The 20,816-nt window shown below is 54.4% G+C and carries 19 protein-coding genes and 1 tRNA gene; 10 read left to right on the top strand and 10 right to left on the bottom strand.

From position 1 onward, the window contains the following. Positions 1-10: 10 nt before the first annotated feature. A complete protein-coding gene (locus tag ACXM2N_RS05935; RefSeq protein ID WP_458486858.1) occupies positions 11-1,228 on the top strand; it encodes a saccharopine dehydrogenase family protein in 1,218 nt (405 codons plus the stop codon). Here ACXM2N_RS05935 and ACXM2N_RS05930 read toward each other — a convergent pair. Next, on the bottom strand, positions 1,225-1,740 hold the full coding sequence (locus ACXM2N_RS05930) for a PaaI family thioesterase (RefSeq protein ID WP_458486856.1): 516 nt from the start codon (positions 1,738-1,740) through the stop codon (positions 1,225-1,227). The genes ACXM2N_RS05935 and ACXM2N_RS05930 overlap by 4 nt on opposite strands. 114 nt (positions 1,741-1,854) lie before the next feature. Here ACXM2N_RS05930 and ACXM2N_RS05925 point away from each other — a divergent pair, with 114 nt between their 5' ends. The 5 genes from ACXM2N_RS05925 (at position 1,855) to ACXM2N_RS05905 (ending at position 8,386) form a co-directional block, all read left to right on the top strand. Beyond that, positions 1,855-3,246 carry a DEAD/DEAH box helicase gene (locus ACXM2N_RS05925; RefSeq protein WP_458486854.1) on the top strand — a complete coding sequence of 464 codons (1,392 nt, stop codon included), beginning with the start codon at positions 1,855-1,857 and terminating at the stop codon, positions 3,244-3,246. Between the two features lie 196 nt (positions 3,247-3,442). Beyond that, a complete protein-coding gene (locus ACXM2N_RS05920) occupies positions 3,443-4,903 on the top strand; it encodes a hemolysin family protein (RefSeq protein WP_458486852.1) in 1,461 nt (486 codons plus the stop codon). 2 nt (positions 4,904-4,905) lie between these two features. Then, the gene (locus ACXM2N_RS05915; protein ID WP_458486850.1) at positions 4,906-5,958 is read left to right on the top strand and encodes a hemolysin family protein; all 1,053 of its coding nucleotides are present in this window, start codon (positions 4,906-4,908) and stop codon (positions 5,956-5,958) included. Between the two features lies 1 nt (position 5,959). After that, complete coding sequence (locus tag ACXM2N_RS05910; protein WP_458486848.1) at positions 5,960-6,847, top strand: 3-methyladenine DNA glycosylase; 888 nt, start codon at positions 5,960-5,962, stop codon at positions 6,845-6,847. Between the two features lie 60 nt (positions 6,848-6,907). Then, entirely contained in the window at positions 6,908-8,386 is a 1,479-nt protein-coding gene (locus ACXM2N_RS05905) for a hypothetical protein (protein ID WP_458486846.1), read from the top strand. A 127-nt stretch (positions 8,387-8,513) separates the two neighbouring features. Here ACXM2N_RS05905 and ACXM2N_RS05900 read toward each other — a convergent pair whose 3' ends face one another. The 5 genes from ACXM2N_RS05900 to secA2 form a co-directional block, all read right to left on the bottom strand. Next, positions 8,514-9,059 (bottom strand): MerR family transcriptional regulator, encoded by a 546-nt coding sequence (locus ACXM2N_RS05900; protein ID WP_458486844.1) that lies wholly within the window; start codon positions 9,057-9,059, stop codon positions 8,514-8,516. A gap of 440 nt (positions 9,060-9,499) precedes the next feature. Further along, positions 9,500-10,066, bottom strand: coding sequence for a bifunctional nuclease family protein (locus tag ACXM2N_RS05895; RefSeq protein WP_458486842.1), 567 nt, complete (start codon positions 10,064-10,066; stop codon positions 9,500-9,502). Between the two features lie 82 nt (positions 10,067-10,148). Beyond that, positions 10,149-10,883 (bottom strand): transcriptional regulator FtsR, encoded by a 735-nt coding sequence (gene ftsR / locus ACXM2N_RS05890; RefSeq protein ID WP_458486840.1) that lies wholly within the window; start codon positions 10,881-10,883, stop codon positions 10,149-10,151. A gap of 131 nt (positions 10,884-11,014) precedes the next feature. Beyond that, complete coding sequence (gene odhI, locus ACXM2N_RS05885; RefSeq protein WP_458486838.1) at positions 11,015-11,446, bottom strand: oxoglutarate dehydrogenase inhibitor Odhl; 432 nt, start codon at positions 11,444-11,446, stop codon at positions 11,015-11,017. Between the two features lie 423 nt (positions 11,447-11,869). Next, on the bottom strand, positions 11,870-14,167 hold the full coding sequence (secA2, locus tag ACXM2N_RS05880) for an accessory Sec system translocase SecA2 (protein ID WP_458486836.1): 2,298 nt from the start codon (positions 14,165-14,167) through the stop codon (positions 11,870-11,872). A gap of 155 nt (positions 14,168-14,322) precedes the next feature. Between secA2 and ACXM2N_RS05875 the strand changes: the two genes are divergently transcribed. The 3 genes from ACXM2N_RS05875 to ACXM2N_RS05865 all read left to right on the top strand — a co-directional run bounded on the left by ACXM2N_RS05875 (position 14,323) and on the right by ACXM2N_RS05865 (position 16,287). After that, the gene (locus tag ACXM2N_RS05875; protein WP_458490923.1) at positions 14,323-15,102 is read left to right on the top strand and encodes an alpha/beta hydrolase family protein; all 780 of its coding nucleotides are present in this window, start codon (positions 14,323-14,325) and stop codon (positions 15,100-15,102) included. A 5-nt stretch (positions 15,103-15,107) separates the two neighbouring features. After that, complete coding sequence (locus ACXM2N_RS05870; protein ID WP_458490921.1) at positions 15,108-15,524, top strand: YchJ family protein; 417 nt, start codon at positions 15,108-15,110, stop codon at positions 15,522-15,524. 70 nt (positions 15,525-15,594) lie between these two features. Further along, positions 15,595-16,287, top strand: coding sequence for a type 1 glutamine amidotransferase (locus ACXM2N_RS05865; RefSeq protein WP_458490919.1), 693 nt, complete (start codon positions 15,595-15,597; stop codon positions 16,285-16,287). Between the two features lie 698 nt (positions 16,288-16,985). Here the strand turns inward: ACXM2N_RS05865 and ACXM2N_RS05860 are convergent. Next, positions 16,986-17,059 (bottom strand) — tRNA-Pro (locus ACXM2N_RS05860). Between the two features lie 378 nt (positions 17,060-17,437). On the opposite strand from ACXM2N_RS05860, the gene ACXM2N_RS05855 reads away from it, so the two are divergent. Then, the gene (locus ACXM2N_RS05855) at positions 17,438-17,782 is read left to right on the top strand and encodes an antibiotic biosynthesis monooxygenase family protein (RefSeq protein ID WP_458490917.1); all 345 of its coding nucleotides are present in this window, start codon (positions 17,438-17,440) and stop codon (positions 17,780-17,782) included. A 172-nt stretch (positions 17,783-17,954) separates the two neighbouring features. On the opposite strand, the gene ACXM2N_RS05850 is transcribed toward ACXM2N_RS05855, so the two are convergent. Genes ACXM2N_RS05850 through ACXM2N_RS05840 form a run of 3 tightly spaced genes read right to left on the bottom strand, consistent with a single transcriptional unit; the run spans position 17,955 to position 20,639 of the window. Beyond that, complete coding sequence (locus ACXM2N_RS05850) at positions 17,955-18,746, bottom strand: ABC transporter ATP-binding protein (protein WP_458490915.1); 792 nt, start codon at positions 18,744-18,746, stop codon at positions 17,955-17,957. A gap of 4 nt (positions 18,747-18,750) precedes the next feature. Beyond that, positions 18,751-19,653, bottom strand: coding sequence for an ABC transporter permease (locus ACXM2N_RS05845; RefSeq protein WP_458490913.1), 903 nt, complete (start codon positions 19,651-19,653; stop codon positions 18,751-18,753). Further along, entirely contained in the window at positions 19,650-20,639 is a 990-nt protein-coding gene (locus tag ACXM2N_RS05840; protein WP_458490911.1) for an ABC transporter substrate-binding protein, read from the bottom strand. The genes ACXM2N_RS05845 and ACXM2N_RS05840 overlap by 4 nt, the downstream gene beginning before the upstream one ends. Between the last annotated feature and the right edge of the window lie 177 nt (positions 20,640-20,816).

The following is a 20,816-nucleotide window of genomic DNA, read 5'->3' as shown; positions in this document are numbered from 1 at the left end:
ACTGGCGCCTATGTCAACACATGAGAATAATTCACAGAAATTCGACATCGTTTTGTTCGGTGCCACTAGCTTCGTGGGAAAAATTACCGCCCAATACCTCGTGGATCATCACGGTGACCTCAGGATAGCGTGGGCTGGTCGAAACCAAGCCAAGCTGGAGTCCTTGAACTCAGAGCTCGGTGTCAACTATCCCCTAGTGTCAGCTGACGTGGAAGACGAATCCTCTATTTCGGCCATGGTGACTGCAACCAACACGGTCATCTCCACCGTTGGTCCTTACGCACGGTGGGGTGAGGTGACGGTCAAGGCATGCGTTGAGAACGGTCGCAACTACGTAGATCTATGTGGCGAAGCGTTGTTTATTCGTCGCATGATCGATAAGTACCACGCGAAAGCCCAAGAGACGGGTGCCGCTATCATTCACGCGTGCGGATTTGACTCAGTTCCTTCAGATATGGGCATGCTGCGTCTGCATCAAAAAGCCCAAGAGCCCCTCGCTGAGGTGACCATGGTGGTGGACGGCCTCAAGGGAGGTTTGTCTGGTGGCACGATTGATTCCATGCGCGAACAAGCTGCTGCAGCTAAGGCGGATCCTGCATTAGCAGAATTGCTGGAGAACCCATTCACCCTAAATCCTGATCCAGCGGCATCGGCTAAGAAGATGAATCAAGCTCATGACCCAGTCATTAGTCAATTCGATCGCTCGCCGGCGCCAATCTGGTTGGCACCATTTATGATGGGTCCCTTTAACTCCCGTGTGGTACGCCGATCTAACGCCCTCCTCGATCAATTGTGGGGAGATAAGCTGCATTACAGAGAGGCCATGTCCACTAAGGGTGGTTTCAAGGGGCTTAGGAACGCACTCAAGGTCAGCGCTGCGACGGTTATCGGCTTCAAACTCATTCAGATTCCCCAGTTACGTCAAACCCTGTCACGGTTTGTTCCTGAACCTGGCAAGGGGCCGTCCACTGAGGCGTTGAACTCTGGTTTCTTCAGGATCATCCACTACGGAGTTACCGAATCTGGTCGCGAGGTAAACACCTGCGTCACCGCTCAGGGGGACCCTGGCTACAAGGTCACCCCTATGATGTTGTCGGAAGCAGCCGTTACGCTTGTCAAGGACGGAAGCGCATTCGGTGGAAGCGGCGGCGGAATCCTCACCCCTGCTACGGGGCTTGGACTCAACTACCTCGAACGCCTCCGCTCTGGCGGTATGAGTTTTAGTTAGCGGTTATCTGAGCCCACGGAGAACTTATCCTGGCGTCGGCCGGGGTTGGAGTTAGCCGGCTTAGGCATAACCATGGTGCGCAGAGTTGTTCGCGCTACTAGGCTTCCGCGGTGGGTCATGTCAACATTGATAAGCTGCGTAGTTTTACCAGCACGGATCACAGTGGCCTCAGCCTCGATGACGCCAGCCGTCACTGGCTTGAGGAAGTCCGTGTTGTTGTTGACACCCACAACCACCCCACCGCGGGAGGCGATAATGCCCATCACAGAACCAACAGTTTCCGCGATAGAGCAATAAACACCGCCATTGACAATGCCAGTGATCTGCAGGTGTTTATCTGAGACATGCACCGTGGCTACGACCCTGTCGCTAGCTGCCTTGGTGAAGCGGATGCCGATGGTATCTCCGTAACCGCTGTTGAAAGTGGCCAATTCCTCCAGCTTTTCGTGGCTGAGGTCCCCCGAGCTAGTGATACTGTGGAGCAATTCTAAGATCTTTTCGTTGTCGTTCACCCCGCCCACACTAATACTCACCCACCGCCAGCTGCCAACGCAGTCAGCGGACACCATACGCCCAAGCGGCAGTGAATGCGATAAAAAATGCTGGTAGGAAGTAGAGTGGTACGAATGACTGAATCTTTTGCCAGCCTTGGCCTTCCCGCTCCTATCGTCCGCACTTTAAGGGAGCAAGGGATTGAGACGCCCTTTCCAATTCAGGCTGCCGCCATTCCTGACGCGTTAGCAGGAAAAGATATTTTGGGGCGTGGCCCAACGGGTTCTGGCAAAACCTTCACCTTTGGTCTGCCAATGCTGACGAAGCTTGCACGCTCTGGTGCGTCGAAGCCCGCTCATCCCCGTGGACTCGTACTAGTACCCACGCGAGAGCTCGCAGCACAGGTGCGTGAGCGCTTGGATGATCCCGCTGCCTCACTAGGCCTGCGCATTCTAGACGTGGTCGGTGGCGTCAACATCAAGCACCACATCCGCTCGTTGGCGGCGCCAGTTGACTTGCTCGTAGCCACCCCAGGTCGCGCCCAAGACCTCATTGACAATCATCACCTTTACTTGGACCAGGTAATTGTTACCGCGCTGGATGAAGCGGACCAAATGGCGGACATGGGATTCCTACCGCAGGTGACAAGGCTTTTGCGCCTCACTCCAGCTAGTGGACAACGCCTGCTTTTCTCCGCAACATTGGATAATCAAGTTGAGAAACTTGTTCAGCGTTTTCTGAGTGATCCAGTGACTCACGCTACCGCCGCGGTAGAGGCTTCAGTGGAGACCATGGCCCACTACCGTTTTAACGTGGGTGAAAAGACCACACGCAATATCGTTGTCGAACGAATAGCAGCACGATCCGGCAAGACAATCATGTTCATGCGTACCAAACACGGTGTGGACCGGCAGGTCAAGAAGCTACGTCGCGTAGGCGTTAACGCAGCCGGCTTGCATGGCGATAAGGGCCAGGGTTCGCGTACCAATGCCCTAGCGGGTTTCTCTGATGGGTCTGTGCCTGTTCTTGTGGCAACCGATATCGCTGCCCGCGGAATCGACATTGGGGACGTAGACCTTGTGGTCCACGTTGATCCGCCAGCAGAGCACAAGGCCTACCTTCACCGCGCTGGACGTACCGCACGCGCCGGTGCACGGGGCGCCGTTGTCACGCTGGTTACTGATGAGCAGATGAAAGAAGTAGACACTCTTCTCAGCAAAGCCGGCGTGAACCCGAGTACCTACGTCATCAATGAAACTTCCCCAGAGTTAATCCGAATCACCGGGGCCAAGGAACCTACCGGCCGTGCGCTTCCGGCTTTTGGTGCACAGGTTACGTCCACACAGGATGACGCCACACAGCACCCTTCCGCACGTCGTAACCGAAGCCGGAAAAACGGTGGTGATGAACAACCCGCTCGGCGCAACCATCGTTCTGGGCGTCGTCGCGGTGCCCGGCGCGCCGGGGACGCCAATCAGCGAGCGACGCCGGCGCGAGGTCGCGGCAGATCCCGCGGACGTCGATAAGAAAATTTGGCCGACGCCCCGAAAAATAAATTGAACACCTTGGCGGGAAGTTCCTACAATGGGAGCCATCGTTAACCAGTACCGTTGCACAGCACTGCCGGTACGGTAATTACTACTCACTAAGAAGGATCCAATCTCATACCCCGGTCTTTCACCACGTCCTACGGGCTCGCGGCGAAAGGCTAGTTTTTAGCTAATGGACATATTGATTTCCATCATTTCCTTAGTCGGCTTTATTTTGCTGACAGCTTCTACAGGTCTGTTTGTTGCCATTGAATTCGCCCTCACCGGCCTAGAGCGCTCAACCATCGACAACGACGTCAAAGGACGCGGTGACAAACGTGCGAAAGCAGTTCTGCGTGACTATCAGAACCTTTCCTTCGTTCTTTCCGGTGCACAGCTAGGCATCACCATCACTACGCTGGCAACGGGTTTCCTCGCAGAACCTATTCTTGCCGAGTTCTTCACCCCGTTACTGGAGGCCATTGGAGCACCTACCAATATCACACCAGCGATCGCCATGATCTTGGCTCTTATCGTCGCAACGTTTTTGTCCATGGTCTTTGGTGAGCTGGTGCCAAAGAACATCGCAATCACGAAGCCTCTGGGCACAGCCCGCACAGTGGTGGGGCCTGTTAATGCGTTCAATTCGGTTTTCAAGTACTTCATCAAAGCGATGAATGCCTCCGCCAACTGGGTGGTACGCAAACTGGGAATTGAACCGGCTGATGAGCTGGCCTCTGCTCGATCGACCCAAGAGCTGACGGCTCTCGTGAGAAATTCCGCGGAACAGGGTGGATTGGAAATGACCACCGCATTGATGCTCGACCGTTCCCTGAAGTTTGGTGAAACAACCGCCGCTGAGCTCATGACGCCACGCTCCACTATTGACACCTTGAGCGTGGATGAGACAGTACTGGATCTCATCAAACTGGCGATTGAGACCGGCCACTCGCGGTTCCCCGTCATCCGCGGTGATTTGGACGATACGGTCGGAATCGTTCACTACAAGGATGCGTTTAGCGTGCCTAAAAACCAGCGCGCAACGACAACGCTTGATGAACTCGCCCGCCCTACGTCCGTAGTGCCGGAAAGCTTAGACGGTGACGCCGTTCTCAACGCTGTCCGCACAGCAGGTGCCCAAGTCATCTTGGTCGCGGATGAATACGGCGGAACCGCTGGCTTAATCACTATCGAAGACGTGGTTGAGGAGATTCTGGGTGAGGTTTACGACGAGCACGATGATGAAGAGTCCGAGCGCGATTTTCAGCGCTTCGGTAACTCGTGGTCTGTGTCCGGTCTTGTGCGAGTAGATGACTTGGACGAACACGTGGGTTACTACGCCCCAGAAGGCCCCTACGAGACCCTTGGCGGCCTTGTGATGGCAGAGCTCGGTCGCATCCCTGTAGCAGGAGATCAGTTGTTGCTACCAGAATCAGGCAATCCTATGCGTGCAGAGTTTGAGTCTGGTTACAACGGACGTTGGCTGGCCAAGGTGACGGTAATGGAAGATCGACGAGTAGACACGGTCATCCTTACCCCCATTTCAGATCAGGAAGCAGAGGCCTTCCTCGCCACGGACAACAAGGGTGGGCAAGAAAAGGGAGCGACAACCGTGTCGCAGCCTAAGGCTCAAGGAAAGGATGGTGAGAAGTAAATATGGGAATTGTTGAGACAATCCTCATGATCGTAGCGTTGCTCCTCGCTAACGCTTTCTTCGTTGCTGCTGAATTCGGCTTGATTTCCTCGCGAAAAGACCGAATTGAAAACCTCATCGCACAGGGCCGCCGGGGCGCCAAGAGAGTCCTCTACGCCACTGAGCATTTATCCATTCTCCTCGCAGCCTGCCAGTTGGGCATCACGATTTGTTCCCTCATCCTAGGTAAAGTGGCTGAGCCCGCTATCGCCCATTTCATCGAGGAACCTTTCCTCAACTGGGGGTTACCGGAGAATCTTCTCCACCCGGTTTCCTTTGTTATCGCACTGACGATTATTACCTTCTTGCACATCCTGTTCGGCGAGATGGTTCCTAAGAACATCGCCCTGGCAGGCCCAGAAACTCTGGCAATCTGGCTTACACCTACGCTGATCGTGTTCATGCGTATCACCCGCCCCATCATCACGTTCATGAACTGGATCGCACGTATTACGTTGCGGGCGTTTGGCATTGAGCAGCGCGATGAGTTGGACGCCACCGTAGACCAAGAACAGTTGGCAACGATGATTGCTCAGTCCCGTTCCGAGGGCCTATTGGACGCAGAGGAGGCCCTCCGACTACGCAAGGCGCTGCGTTCTGAAAACCGCAGTATCAAGGAAGTCATTATCCCTCTGGACAATGTTCGCACTATTCCGTTTGGTGCACGCGGACCAAAGCTGGCTGACATCGAAGAAGCCGTTAACGAGACTGGTTTCTCGCGATTCCCAGTGACCAACAAACAAGGCTCCTATGTTGGTTACATCCATATCAAGGATGTTTTGGATCGCTTTGACGATTCCAATCCGGACGCGATCGTTCACCGCTCAGAAATTAGGCCGCTGTCCGTTGTGGACGCCGCCGGAAATCTTGATGATGCTTTGCACACTATGCACCGGAAATCTGCGCACATGGCCCAGGTCCGCGAGCGCGGAGAGCTGATAGGCGTGCTTTCCCTTGAAGACCTCATTGAGGAATACGTAGGTACTTTCTCAGACTGGACCCACGAAAACTCCTAATATGTCCACACTCCAGATTCTCGACGAACGCACGTGGCACCGCCTGGAGCGCGCGCACTCTGCGCGCGCGGACGTGTACACGAAGGACCATTTGGCGCGTCGCAAGGTCAATGAAAAGCATCCCGTCTTCGACTTCCTGTTCGACTACTATCCTATCCGCGCAGCACACCTACACCGTTGGCACCCAGGCGTTGGTACGGTGCTGGAGGGATCTCCACAGCACGAAGGCTGGAAGTATTACCACCGCACCACAGATGGGGTCACGGTAGATATACATCAGCTGTGGGAGAAACGCGGGAAAACCTTCCTGTACATTAGAGATCTCCTGAGTAAAACTAACACCAACCCCGTACACTTCGATTGCTTTGGACTGCATGAGTGGGCCATGGTGTACAAGACCGACCGTCCGCGTCATGACCTACCTCTGCGTCTGGGCTCCCAAGGAACCAATGAGGTTGTTGAAGCTAACAACCTGCGGTGCACCCACTTTGACGCCTACCGCTTCTTTACACAACCTGCGGTGCCGTTAAATTTCACAGTCCTCAGTAGAGACACTCAACCAAGCAATGATCAACGGGGCTGTCTCCATGCGACCATGGATCTCTACAAGTGGTCTGCAAAGCTCGGTCCCATTGTTCCCGGAGATCTCTGGCTAGATACCTTTGAGTTGGCATGGGACGCGCGCATATTGGATATGGAGGCAAGCCCCTACGATTGTCGGGAGTACGGGCTCGGTGTAGTAGCCATTGAAACCCCCGAGGGTAAGGCCGAGTATGTCGCCCGCCAGCGCGCCCTCTCAGAACGAGCCTCGCTACTGCGCGACCGGCTTGTCGCAACTATCGATGCCGCAAAGGCACTACACTCGGAAGTTACGACCGTTGACCAGTAAGTAACCACCCGGGGGCGTTGCTTCTGGTTGGCATATACCAATGCAGAAAGGGCAGTGCTGGTGGCACGACACTCAACCGGTGCAAGCAACAACAAGATCGCTGGCTCATTCATCGCCACGGTCTTGGCAATTCTCCTCATCATCGCGCTCGTTATCTGGTGGCTCACATCCACCGTGGGACGCGATGACCAAGCGCAGGGCCCAGAGTGTATCGAGGGTGACATGGCCATCAAAGTGGCTGCCACCAGCCAGGAGCTTGCTGATCCAGCAATCGCTACGTTCAATGGCTCCAACTCAGTCGTGCGCGATCACTGCGTCACCGCAGAATTCACTGACGATATCTCAGAGGCGGCCGTCTACATCACCGCAGCCTCCGATGGTACTGCGAACGCTTACTTGGCCAACGCTAAGCGTAGCGCGGCGACACTTGAGTGGCCGGTGATTGACCACCGAAACGTGGGTGTTGCCACGAATACAGATGCAGAGTCTTTCGACGCAGTGAAGGACTCAATCACCTACGCGTCGAAGGGCAACTCTCTAGCCACCGCACTGGTGGCTGCAGGCCAGAACCCCAAGGACCAAGAGGCGCTTCAGAAAGTGCTCCAGGATTCTCGTGGTAAGGCAGTATCAGACGCGGTTGCTAAGAACGCTGAAGCGATCGCCGTAAGCGAGCTGAATGTTCCCGAAGGCTACTCATTCCTCCCGTTGCAATCTGAGGGCAAGAACGTCACGCTTCCTATCCGGGCCGTCGCACTCAATCCAACTGACAAAGTATCCGAGGATCAAACTCGCGCTGGCGCCGAATTCGGTGTTGTGGCAGGCATCGAAGGCGAAAGTGCATTCTCCTCCCTCACCGGTATAGCCGCGGCTGAAGCACTGGCAAACGTTGAAGGCAAGCAACAATCCGCTTCTCAAGGCAAAGCGGAATCCGCCAGCACCCCCAAGGCGCCATCAGAGAAGGATTCTGAAACCTCAAACGGACCAACCACTACCCTCTACCTTCTTGACACCTCCGCTTTTATGGGTGGGGCTCAAGGTAACCAGACCTGGTTTAGCGCATCTTCCAACGCAATCGCGGATGCGGCCATCAAGGTAGGAGCCGTTGCCAACGTGGGTCTGTGGAACTACTCATCACCGCTGAACCCAGGCGTGGTTAAGGGATGGCGCGCCAACGTTGGTTTGGATGACGCCACGGGTGGACAGACCGCCGCGACGGTGGTTAAAGGCTTTGGAACCGCCGGCGAGCCTCAGACGCTGTCCGCTGTTAGCGCCGCACTAGATCAAGCCGCAGCAGTTTCGACTCCTGACAAACCCGTTCGAATTGTCCTCGTGTCATCTGGAACGGTGGATAGTTGGGACATCACACCAGCACTCCAGAAAGCGAAAGCTAAGGGCGTACAGCTCAACGTGGTACAAGTTGGCGAGCAAGACATTAACCCTGCCATCGCCAACGCCGTGAATGAGCTTGGTGGATCAACCGAGAAGGCCACTAACGTAGATCAGATCGCAGCGGCTGTGAATAAGGTATCTGGGCTGTAAAGCCCAGAATTACGGGTGGCACTATCAGGTGCCGCCCTTAACGCTATTATTTGCTTCCAGCATATGAGGAAAACTTAAACCCCGCTTCGATCCAGAGAATCTCGAAGCGGGGTTGTAAGCGCGGAGGCTAGGAAGAACGGCGCTTGCGGCGCAGTGCCAGCTCATCCACGGAAACGACGTTCTCGTCTGGCTCTAGGAAGTCAGAAATACGCTCGGATGGGAAGGCAGAAATTGTGCCGGTGAGTTCCTTCATGATGCCAGGAACTGCGATTCCAAAAACGCCCTGGCCGCCGCCCAGAAGATCGATGACCTCCTCATTGGAGCGGCACTCGTACACGGTGGTGCCGTCAGAAACTAGAGTGATTTCAGCTAGATCACCTACGCCGAGGTCGCGGAGCTTATCCACGGCGAGGCGGATGTTCTGGAGAGAGATACCGGTATCCAGGAGACCTTTAACGATCTTGAGAACCAGAATGTCCTTGAAGGAGTAGAGACGCTGGGAGCCGGAGCCACGGGCGGTGCGGATAGAAGGGACAACCAGCTTGGTGCGAGCCCAGTAGTCGAGCTGGCGGTAAGTAATGCCAGCAACCTGACATGCGATAGGTACGCGGTAGCCAACTTCTTCATCAGGGCCCATGTCAAATAGTGATTCCTGCACTGGACGATCAGTCATACATCTTCTCCTTGCGATCTCTGGCTCGCGGTGGAACGTTTCTCTTTATTCTTCGTCAAGGATAATTCAGCGTCAAGACATTCACTTAAGACACGCCCGAAACTTAAACCTCAAGTTGAAGTTTAGGCTCGTTTTTTAGCAAAGTCACCTTTAATACATTCTATTCACAGTAGTTAACATCTTTAACAGCAGACCTTCTGCCTGCGTAAATGCCCGCGATTCCCCTTCAAATATTCGTCGAACTCCAGATCGCAGGAGAAAAAGCGCTGGCAAACGACACTTTCGTAATTACTCCCGTGAAAGTTTCTCCTGCTCAGGGCCGAAGGCCATCCTGTTCGACAGAGGTAGCCGCCCCTCCCCTAATGACTTCATTTTCTACCCCCAAACGTGACAAAGGCTCACGCAGTTGTGCGCGAGCCTCCAGATTGCCCCACTAGAGCTTATTCCTTCTCATCGTCACCGTCGTTAAACAGGTCTTCTTCACTTACTCCCATATTGGCCATCATCTCAAGGAAGTCGGCATCCGCAAGTGCGTCACCGGAGGCAGAGGAGCTCAGCCCTTCTTCAGAAGTGTCTGCGTCAAAACCGAAGTAAGCTTTCACGTCCCCAGGAGAGACGGAAATGCTGCACTGTGCAAGCACGGTCTCCTCCACCAAGATTGGCACACCCGCTGAGAGGGCTACCAGAATAGCGTCTGAAGCTCTGGAGTCAATTTCGATGTCGTCTTGCAACACAATTGACGCGTAGAACTCGCCCTCATTGTGACTCACGATGCGGACATCATCCAAGCCACTGGTAGCAGCCGTGATGGTTTCCAGGAGCACGTCTAGCGCACGCGGACGCCGTGGCGGATCATCCTCGTCATAGTTCACAAAATGCACCGCCTGATCGTTACTTACCCAGATAGGCAGGTATCGATTCTTATCGGCCCAATACAGCAAGACACAAGGCTGGCCTTCTGGCTCTACGAAATGAACACTGCGGTACTCAACTGCATGAAAAGCCATAAATTCATCCTCACTTTACAAAAGCACTGTACGGAATAAGCGCCGCTGGCGAAGCAGCGGCGCTTGTCACAAACGGGATTGATTACTTCATTTCCTCGCGAAGAATCGACTTCATCAGATTACCGTGCAAGGAAACAACGAGAGCCATCATTTGCTGATTCATCTCTTCAGCCCGCTGCTTACCGTCTCCCTTGGAAAGAGCCATCGGCGTAGTCGCACGGGAAATCAAGTCAGCTTGGCGTGAGGCGGCATTACGCACAGACTTAAGATGACGGACGTCAAATCCGAATTCTTTCAATTGCAACGCCGTGGAGACCACAGAGACGTCATCTGCGGTGAAGAAGCCAGAAGTATCAGCTTTGATGATTCCTGCCTCAATCAGTTCAGCCAATTCGTCGGCATTAGCATTCGCTTGCTCAGCAATGTCACTGTCGGTCAGACGGGTTGCAACTGGAGCCTTGAAGCTTTCGGCGGAAACTAGCTGTTCCGTGTCACCGCGTCGGAGAGGTGTTACTGCGCCGGAGTCCATGGCATCGAGTTGTTCACGGATAACTTTGAGCGGAAGGTAGTTATCGCGCTGGGTCACCAAGATGTAGCGAAGTCGGTCAACGTCTGACTGGGTGAAGCGGCGGTAACCGGATGAGGTACGCTGCGGCGTGATCAGGCCTTCAGACTCCAAAAATCGGATCTTAGACACGGTCACGTCTGGGAACTCTGCATTAAGCTTCTCCAACACTACGCCAATAGACATCGTCTTTTGGGTCTGTGTTGCGCGAGCACCAGTGGTGCGAGCGTGCTTAGAAGGAAGGGCACTCATATTTGGCTACATCTTTGGTGTGTCGGTGGGATTGGCAGGGGCACAGCCACGTTGTGAAGCTGCATAGGGTGTCGAAAGCCACCACCATAGCTAGGCCACCAACTATGGCAGTGATTCTCGCTCAAAGGAAATTAGTTTCCGGAACCCTGGATGAACACCAGACGGAATTTACCGATCTGGATCTCGTCACCTGAATTCAAGGTCTCTGCGTTACGAGGCTCGCGGTTAACGTAAGTTCCGTTGAGGCTTCCAACGTCTACTACCTCAAACTTATCGTTCTCTACGCGAAATTCAGCGTGGCGACGGGAAACAGTGACGTCATCCAGGAAGATGTCAGAGTCTGGGTGGCGGCCTGCGGTGGTGGTTGCTTGGTCAAGAAGGAAACGCGCGCCGGCGTTTGGGCCACGCTTGACTACGAGCATGCCAGCGCCTGCAGGTGGGGTTACCTCGTTCCCAGTGGAAGGAGCAGAGCCTGCGCCGTTCTCCATCTCCTTCAGCAAATCAGCGCGGAATACAGAAGTAGTCTCTACCTGTACGTCAGGTACTGCGTTGTTGTCAGTCATATTCAACCTCCCAGTCGAACGATGGCCCATAACACGAAAACAGAAAGCGACTTCCCTCTAAGTGAGAAGAACACTTCCTCCTTTAAGTGTCATGGCCACACATTTAATCATTGTTGCTTTCTAACTTCGCTCTACCCCTTGCGTCAGCGCCTCATCCCACAAGGGAAAGTGCCGCTGACACAAGGGAATTACTCAAAGTCTCAGCCAATGGTTTACATCATAGCCGTTTAGCCCTATCGGCGTTATCCAGTCTGTTGGCAAATGCACATTCCGCAGTTGATATTAACCACATTCAGCGCCAATTTCTGGACTGGAAATACGCTTCTACCTGAGACAACAGTTGATGTGGCGGCATTTTCAGTTTTCGGGAAAATTTTAGGGGACCGCGTAACCGCATTCGTTGAAATGCGCTTTGCTCACCCGCTAGCGGAAAATATTGCCAATTCCCTTCATCACTGAGTTATTCGATCCCGACAGTGGGTTGTCAGATACCATGTAAGTCCACGTCGCGGAGGGACGCGCAAGCCCAGCGTCCTCAAGATGAGCACCCTCGTGATCAATGACTATTTGGTTGAAGGTGGTTACTGCATCATCAACAGCTCTTTGAGCTAGCTCCTTGAATTCTCGGACGGCAATGCGGTGGAACTCATCGAGAGGTGTTTCACGCGCGATGGCTCGCAGGTGAATGGACTCGCGAACATCATCCATCAGCGCCAAGTGGTCACTCCAGCCTCGGTCCAGGTGATACAACATGATGTCACGCGACGCCTGTACTAACGTTTCATGATCTACTTGGTCCGCCAGTTCTGCTGCGCGTTGTGGGCTACGGGTTGAGAATTCCTCCCACGCCTTGTCTGTATCAAGAATTCCCGCACGGCGTTCATCAATGATGTCGCGCTGATCAGCCAGGAGTTTATTGTACTTCCATGTTTGGGAGTGGATTTCTAGGAGCTGACCTTCAGTGACGCGCTGGCAGTGAGCAACCCAGTCGGTAATGCGCTTGGAGTCAATGCGTCCATCGGCTTCAGGGCGCGCTGTTACTTCCTCGCCCGCACCGCCAACTGCAACTACATCATCTTCGAGGGAAACGAAGAAGAGGGACAGGCCAGGATCGCCTTGGCGCCCGGCGCGACCGCGGAGTTGGTTATCCAAACGAGAGGTGCGGTGGCGGGACGTGCCAATGACAGCTAATCCGCCTAGTTCCACAACTTTGTCGTGGTCAACCCCATCCGTTCCTCCGAGCTTGATATCGGTTCCTCGCCCGGCCATCTGAGTTGACACGGTCACACGCCCAATATCACCGGCTTCCGCAATGATCCTCGCTTCTTCTGCGTCGTTCTTTGCGTTGAGCACGTTAGCCTGAATACCACACTCAGAAAGTGCCTCTGCGAGCTCTTCTGACTCAGCAACGTCCTGCGTACCAACCAGCACGGGTTGGCCCGTTTCATGAATGGCGCGGATTTCCTCCACGATGGCGCGGAATTTATCCTCCATGGTCGCGTACACGCGATCTGCTTCATCGAAACGTTGCAGTTCCTTGTTGCGGTCAATAACCGAGATACGCAGATCGTAGAACTGGCGGAGCTGATCCGTTGCCTCAACGGCGGTACCGGTCATGCCACACACCATGGGGTATCGACCCATGAGTGCCTGCAGGGTGATGGTATCTAGAATTCTTCCTCCGTCAGTTACCTTCAGTCCTTCCTTAGCCTCCACGGCTGCTTGGACACCATCCGGCCAGCGCTGAAGCTCCGCCACTCTGCCTTTGGAGGCGTCGATGAGCGCTACTTTCCCGTCTTTGACAATGTAGTGAATGTCGCGCGTTAGAAGCGCCTCGGCGTGAAGTGCGAGGTTGACCTGGACCAGCGTGGATCCCACGTTTTCCTCGTCGTATAGCGAACTAATGCCCAAGGCATTCTCCACCTTCTTGGCGCCGGATTCTGTGAGGAACACGTTGCGGCGATCATCATCCAAGGAGTAATCCTTGCCCTCGACAAGCCGTTTCACAATCGCCGTAACACGGCTCACTGGAGCCGTGCCTGGCTCAGAGCCAGCCAGCACAAGAGGCACCAGGGCTTCGTCGACAAGCACGGAGTCTGCCTCATCAACCAAGGCCACGTCCGCGCCGTGTTGCACCGCTTGGGAGCGGTTGGTGATGAGCTGGTCGCGCAGCACGTCAAAACCTATTTCATTGACTGGTCCATAAACCACGTCTGCTTTGTATGCTTCACGACGCTCATCAGCGCTCATGTGCTCCGTGATCGCCGCAACGGTGACGCCGAAAAACCTCACCAACGGCCCCATCCACTCCGCATCACGGGCGGCCAAGTAATCATTAACAGTAATCGAGTGCACGCGCTTGCCCATCAGAGCAAAACCGGTGCTTGCCATAGCTCCCACCAGCGTCTTACCCTCACCGGTAGCCATCTGGATGACGTCGCCCTCTAGCAGGCGCAAAACCGCCTGAGATTGAACTGCAAACGGCTTCATCCCCAACGTACGCTCAGCGGCAATGCTGAGGATAGCTAGGAATTCAGAAGAATGAGATAGCTGCCCGCCAGCGGTAAGCTCACGAGCACGGGCAGCCAGTTCAGCATCGGTCAGGGAAGATAATGCAGCAGCGCGTTCCTCTGCTTGGCTCACAATCTTTTGGCTCTTCTTTTGATTATGGCCTTTCTGATTGCCGCCCATGGCATTCCAGAACCAGTCAAAACCAGCCACGTTATCTTTCCCTTCACAGTTATTTTTTCTTTAACTCTCTATTATCCACGACACCACGGCTGTGTGTGGATCCACCGGTGATTCCGCACTACTAAACTCACATGCGTTGCACACTCTACGCACACAGAAAAGAAGGGAACCACCACATGGTGTTAATGAGCAAGGATGTACACATCGAAAGCTCTCATGGTTACCATCTGGCGGCCACACTCGATATGCCCGACACCACACCCGTGGCGTGGGCAGTCTTTTCCCACTGCTTTGCGGGGTCACGGTTTACGCCTGGCGCCAGACGCGTATCTCAGCGCCTTGCGCAGGAACACTCTATTGCCGTGTGCCGCTTCGACTTTTCGGGTCTCGGCCAATCCGGTGGCCACTTCCCCGACACCACCTTCGATGAGAACGTCGCGGATGTACTCAAGGTAAGCCAATGGCTGGCCGAAAACTATGAAGCACCATCGTTGCTGATCGGCCACTCGCTAGGAGGCGCCACCGTTTCACGCGCCGCTCACTACCTCCCAGCAGTCAAGGCAGTTGCCACCATCGGATCACCTGTTCACCCCGGTCGCGGCGTGCTGCGTTTCATGGCAGACTCAACGAAGGATCCTCTGGACCCAACACTAGAGTTTCCTGACGTAGTGTCTATAGATATTCATGGATCCAAGCTCACCATTTCTGGCACCTATGCTAGGAACCTCGTTGCCCAAAACCCGCGACAGTACTTCGCCGCCATGGATTGCCCATTGCTTCTGCTACATTCCCGCGATGACCACATTGTAGATTTTTCCCAGACCGCGGAAATACTCACACTTGCGCCCCACGCCACTCTGCATGAGCTGCAGAACTCTGATCACCTCCTATTAGGACCAGGAGCCGGCCATACAGCCGCAGACATCCTCGCGGAGTGGGCTAAACCAATACTTCGAGAAAGCTGAGCATCGTGCCGAAACTACACATCTCCCCCACCGATCCTTGCCCATGCGGCACCGGCCTTACCTACGCCGGATGCTGCCACCCTCTGCACCGTGGCGAGTCGACCGCTCCTACCGCAGAAAAGCTCATGCGCTCGCGCTACAGCGCATTCGCGGTGCATGACATCGACTATCTCCTCTCAAGCTGGCACCCCTCAACACGACCTAACAACCTCTCCTTAGACGAGGACGTTACGTGGACGCGTCTGATCATTAACGAGACTGTGCAGGGTCAGCTTTTCGACACCACGGGGATCGTTGAATTCACCGCACTCTTTACCGTCACTGACCCCACGTCGGGCACCGTTGCACGGCACCGCCAGCACGAGCGATCTAGTTTCAGCAGAGTTGACGGCCGCTGGGTCTACGTGGATGGCGAGCTGTAGTCTAAACAGCTCCCACCGCCACGGTAGGACTCACCCTACAGTAATTTCTATAAACCTATAGAATAGTGCCATGATTACGGTTATTCAGCCTGACGTTACGGTCCCCGTCGACTACTTTCAGCCATGGCTTGAGGAGTGTGGCCACAAGGTCCGTATTGTAAGAGCCCAGCTCGAACCCATCCCCACCATCAGCGACGCTGGCGATGGCATCGTCGTACTGGGTGGTCGAATGAACATATTTGACACTGACGCCCATCCGCACCTCAATGACATCCGTCGCCTGATCCGTGAGGCCATAGACCACAACATTCCACTGTTTGGCATCTGCCTTGGGCACCAACTCTTAGCCGAAGCCATGGGCGGCACCGTGGTAGTTGGATCAGACCAAGACGAACACGGCCCCATCCAAGTCACACTGAACCCGGATGGACGTAAAGATGCGCTTCTTTCCTCGATTGCTCGGCATTTTGGCGATACCTTTGTCGCAGCCGCGAGCCACAACGATTGCGTAACCCAAGCCCCTCACGATGCCGTTGTTCTCGCATCTTCCCCCGACTGCAGCATCCAGGCCATTAGGCTCGGCTCCGCATTCAGCGTTCAATTTCACCCGGAGGTATCGCCAGGAACCATGTGCCGGTGGCACGCTATGGACGGCGGTGACGATAACGAAATGATGGCAATGCTTACTCCTCACCAAGAGTCCATCGCCGCCGCTGGGAAAGCCCTGGCGATTGCTTTTGCGCACTCCGTTACCCCGAGGTAACGGCTAGCATTTGCCATCAATTCATGCTCATTGCCACAGGCCCATCCCCAGCCAAATGCCTGCACAATGCAGCAGGAAACCTCGATGCCTAGCACAACCGCTGAGAGCAACCCTTGCTTCCGCCTAAGGCTTCAGGACAACGAGTGCCGATCCTATCCCCACCATGTGGCAACTTCTTTAGCAGCTCAGAAGTATTGAGAATCCTCTAGGCCCTCATACCTTGATGGACCACGTACGTGGTGTGCCGTGGTTATCCCGGGGACTTATGGTTGTGCTGCTACATCGGGCCAGCCTTAAACAACGTCACCCACGGTTGATACTTTCCTCTACCCGCGCGGTAATGCCCATTCGGCGTGAGCTTACTGCCCTCCCGCTTGAGCCAGCCCCAGGTTAATCGTGAGTTCACAAGTGAATATGGAAGGGCCTTGTACCGTTAGCCATCCGAAGCGATATGACGGGCCTGAACCTTGCCAAACTTCAGCAAACGGATTGATCCAACATTTACCCCTGTCTGGGCAGGAGTTGTATTCATGCCCACGGCGTGCCCACGAATTTCCACCTTTTTCACGACCAGGCTGGAAACTACACCCGCTTTTCGACTTACGCCTGTACCAAGATCTAGCTGGGAAAACGGCGATTGACACAGCAAAAAGCCAGGGAGTTTCCGTAAACAAAACTCCCTGGCCTGCGGTTATCTGTCTGGCTAACAGGATTTGAACCTGCGACCCCTTAACCCCCAGTCAAGTGCGCTACCAAACTGCGCCATAGCCAGATCGCTGCCTGAATTAAGGCAACACCGCTATTCTAGCGATCTTGAGGCCCTAATGTGGAACCCGCAGCTCATCCGGCAAAAATGGGGATCTAAGCCCGGCTACCGCCTACCATCACCTTGCGCAGTGACAACCCCTAGGTTGCATGCATCCGAGTAACTCACCAGACAAAGTTCCTACGCTGGTACGTCTCCATCACTAAAGAACCCAGGCTACAAGCAAGCTTTGCACGATCATCTGCCAGTTGGCACCCACGTCCCCGAAAAGGTTTCAAGGCCTGAGACTGCGCTACCCTTTAAACTCCCCTGGGTGGCTCACGGGACTGTACGCTTCAAAAAAATATAGTCAGGAGCGGGTGGGGAAATGTAGAGTTACGTACTATGAGCATTGTAAAAATTAACGCTATCTCCGTTCCTGAAGGTGCAGGGGTGGAACTGGAAAAGCGCTTCGAGGCCCGCAAGCACGCCGTTGATAGCGCGCCGGGTTTCGAAGGATTTGAACTTCTGCGTCCCGTCAAGGGCGATGACCGTTACTTCGTGGTTACTCGTTGGGCTGACGAGGCTTCTTTCGAGGCATGGCGCGACTCTGACCCACACACCCGTAAGCCTGGTCAGGATGCACCATCTCACGGGCACGGCGGAGAGCACACTGGTGGTAAGAAACCTGTAGCTACTGGCGCAGATCTCCTCGAATTTGAGGTTGTTTTGGAATCGCGACCACAGTAGTTCCGTACTTCATTTAAAGTGCAGTTCGCAGAAGCGAACTGCACTTTTTCTTTTCGACATCGACAAGACTTAAGTCACGAGCCCACGCGAGGGCAAAGCAGTGTCAGAGTGGCACATGAGGCTGCAACAACTTGTTCCACAAGTACGAGGAACCGAGCTCTAAGGGGTTGTGCTAACCCAAGAAGGCCTTATCCGACAGCGTAGCGCCCTTGATGTTGGCGAACTCTTGGAGAAGGTCACGAACCGTTAGTTTGCTCTTGACTTCCTCATTAGCTTCGTAGACGATCTTGCCTTCGTGCATCATGACCAACCGATTGCCCAACCGAATGGCCTGCTCCATGTTGTGGGTAACCATCAAGGTAGTGAGCTTGCCCTCGGCCACGATCTTCTGGGTGAGATCGGTGACGAGCGCGGCGCGCGACGGGTCCAGTGCTGCGGTGTGCTCGTCGAGAAGCATAATCTTGGGCTGGGTGAAGCCCGCCATCAACAGGCTCAGCGCTTGGCGCTGGCCACCGGAGAGCAAACCTACTTTCGCCGACAATCGTTCCTCGAGCCCAAGCTCCAAGGTTGACAGCTGCTCCTTGAACTCCGCGCGACGCTTCGAATTCAAGCCCATACCTAGGCCGCGGGACTTACCCCGAAGCAAGGCTAAAGAAAGGTTTTCCTCAATGGTGAGATTCGGTGCGGTGCCGGCCAGAGGGTCTTGGAAAACGCGGCCAATGTAACGTGCGCGCTTGTGCTCGGCGAGCTTATTGATTTTGGTTCCGTCAATCTCAATGGTGCCGGCATCGATACCGATCTTTCCGGATACGGCGTTAAGTAGGGTTGACTTGCCCGCACCATTGGAACCGATGATGGTGACGAAATCACCAGGGGCCAGGTGCAAGCTAAGGCCATCCAATGCGACACGCTCATTGATGGTATCTGGGAAGAAGGTGCGAGAAATATTCGAGATTTTCAACATCGGCTTACACTCCCTGCTTCACTTCGGTGCGCGAAGCGGCGACAGATTTCTTTGAGCCTGGAAGATACTTCTTCCACCTCGGAAGCAGTAAAGCCACGATCACTAATACTGCTGTCACCGCACGCATATCGTTTGGATTCAGACCAACCTTGAGAGCCGCGAAGATAATGAGGCGGTAGAGTACCGCACCAACGACAACCGCAAGGATGGCCACGAACAGGTGCTTCTGGCCAAGGATCGCTTGCCCCATAATCACCGAGGCCAAACCGATAAGGATGAGACCAATACCCATGGAGACGTCAGCGAACCCCTGATATTGGGCGACCAAACCACCACACATACCAACAAAACCGTTGCTTAGTGCGAGAGTGAAGATTTTGGTGAAGTCCGTTGATACTCCGAAGCTGGTGATCATCGGGCCATTGTCACCGGTAGCCCGCAGCGACAGCCCCATGTCCGTAGACAAGAACCAGTACATCACGGCGCTCAAGGCAACCAGCGCCGCCGCGAAGATAGCTACAGCGGTCCACGATCCCATGACACCCGCATCACGCAGTGGTGTAAATAAGGTGTCCGTGCGCAGCAACGGCACGTTTGCGCCATCCATTATCCTGAGGTTCACCGACCACAAAGCAATCATGGTCAAAATACCCGACAGCAACCCGTCGATCTTGCCCTTGGTGTGCAGCAAGCCCGTGACGATACCTGCAAGAAAACCGGTTCCAAAGCCAGCCAAGGTAGCAACAATCGGGTTCCAGCCCTGCACTAAACCTACTGCTGCCGTAGCTGCCCCGGTGGTGAAACTTCCGTCAACTGTTAGATCCGCGAAATTGAGAACGCGGAAGGTGAGGTACACACCAATGGCCATCACACCGTATAACAGCCCTACCTCAAGCGCGCCAATCATACGGTTTCAGCCTCAGATAGAATTTCGGATGGGATGGTAATACCCTGCGCCTCGGCTGCTTCCTCGTTGATCACGTAGGTGAACTCGTTTGCTGTCTGAACTGGCATGGTAGCCGGATCGCCACCATTTTCCAGGATTTCGATAGCCATCTCGCCGGTCTGCTTGCCAAGCGCGAAGTAATCGATGCCCAGAGTAGCTGCCGCACCACCTTCTACGGTGCCCGATTCTGCTGCTATCACAGGAATCTGCTTCTGCTCTGCAACACCAACCAGAGAGGCAATACCAGCTACCACCATGTTGTCAGTTGGAACGTAGATTGCATCAACATCACCTAGAGCCTCTACGGCCTGCTGAATCTCATTAGCAGAAGATACTGTCTGCGTCTTGACTTGGAGATCCTTGCCGCCGGCAATCTCAGTGAACTCTTCTACCTGTACTTGAGAATTAACTTCTCCAGAGGAGTAGACAATGCCCACAGATTTAGCATCTGGGACCAGTTCTTTAAGCAGATCGATTTGCTCAGAAATAGGCGCCATGTCAGAAGTACCCGTGAGGTTACCACCCGGTTTTTCGTTGGATTCAACGAGCTCAGCGGAAACAGCATCAGTGACTGCGGTGAACAGAACAGGCTTGTCTTGGATGTTTTGGGCCAAGGCCTGTGCCGCAGGAGTAGCAACGGCGAGTGTAAGGTCGAGGTCAGCACCGGCAAACGTCTGAGCAATCGTCAATGCTGTAGCTTGCTCACCGTTAGCGTTCTGCTCATCAAACTCGACTTCAATACCAGCCTCTTCGAAAGCAGCCTTAAAACCTTCGGTCGCAGTGTCCAAAGCTGGGTGTTGCACAAGCTGGCTGATACCTACTTGGTAGGCAGCATCAGATGCAGAATCCGAAGATCCGGTTCCGGAAGAATCAGAAGAACAAGCAGTGAGGGTCAATGCGCAGGCTGCAGAAACAGCTGCAAGAATCTTGGTGCGGGAAGTAAACATAGCGGGATTTCACTTATCTTCATCAAAGACACATCAAGCAATCTGGCCCTGTGGGCTATCCGATCAGGCGATGGTCGGTGAACAGGTGGAAAATGCACTCACCAGTGAGCAGCGACAAAGCGATCGCGCTCCCCGCTTTCCTCACCCTACGCTGCGGATTCATAGCTACTAATCCCC

Source organism: Corynebacterium sp. ZY180755 (genome assembly GCF_054331495.1).
This window is presented reverse-complemented; position numbering and strand designations above follow the sequence as displayed.

Coding starts and splice junctions, on each gene's coding strand:
- ACXM2N_RS05935 (WP_458486858.1), top strand. CDS start 11: ATGTCAACACATGAGAATAATTCACAGAAATTCGACATCGTTTTGTTC.
- ACXM2N_RS05925 (WP_458486854.1), top strand. CDS start 1,855: ATGACTGAATCTTTTGCCAGCCTTGGCCTTCCCGCTCCTATCGTCCGC.
- ACXM2N_RS05920 (WP_458486852.1), top strand. CDS start 3,443: ATGGACATATTGATTTCCATCATTTCCTTAGTCGGCTTTATTTTGCTG.
- ACXM2N_RS05915 (WP_458486850.1), top strand. CDS start 4,906: ATGGGAATTGTTGAGACAATCCTCATGATCGTAGCGTTGCTCCTCGCT.
- ACXM2N_RS05910 (WP_458486848.1), top strand. CDS start 5,960: ATGTCCACACTCCAGATTCTCGACGAACGCACGTGGCACCGCCTGGAG.
- ACXM2N_RS05900 (WP_458486844.1), bottom strand. CDS start 9,059: ATGACTGATCGTCCAGTGCAGGAATCACTATTTGACATGGGCCCTGAT.
- ACXM2N_RS05895 (WP_458486842.1), bottom strand. CDS start 10,066: ATGGCTTTTCATGCAGTTGAGTACCGCAGTGTTCATTTCGTAGAGCCA.
- ftsR (WP_458486840.1), bottom strand. CDS start 10,883: ATGAGTGCCCTTCCTTCTAAGCACGCTCGCACCACTGGTGCTCGCGCA.
- odhI (WP_458486838.1), bottom strand. CDS start 11,446: ATGACTGACAACAACGCAGTACCTGACGTACAGGTAGAGACTACTTCT.
- ACXM2N_RS05875 (WP_458490923.1), top strand. CDS start 14,323: ATGAGCAAGGATGTACACATCGAAAGCTCTCATGGTTACCATCTGGCG.
- ACXM2N_RS05865 (WP_458490919.1), top strand. CDS start 15,595: ATGATTACGGTTATTCAGCCTGACGTTACGGTCCCCGTCGACTACTTT.
- ACXM2N_RS05855 (WP_458490917.1), top strand. CDS start 17,438: ATGAGCATTGTAAAAATTAACGCTATCTCCGTTCCTGAAGGTGCAGGG.
- ACXM2N_RS05850 (WP_458490915.1), bottom strand. CDS start 18,746: ATGTTGAAAATCTCGAATATTTCTCGCACCTTCTTCCCAGATACCATC.
- ACXM2N_RS05845 (WP_458490913.1), bottom strand. CDS start 19,653: ATGATTGGCGCGCTTGAGGTAGGGCTGTTATACGGTGTGATGGCCATT.
- ACXM2N_RS05840 (WP_458490911.1), bottom strand. CDS start 20,639: ATGTTTACTTCCCGCACCAAGATTCTTGCAGCTGTTTCTGCAGCCTGC.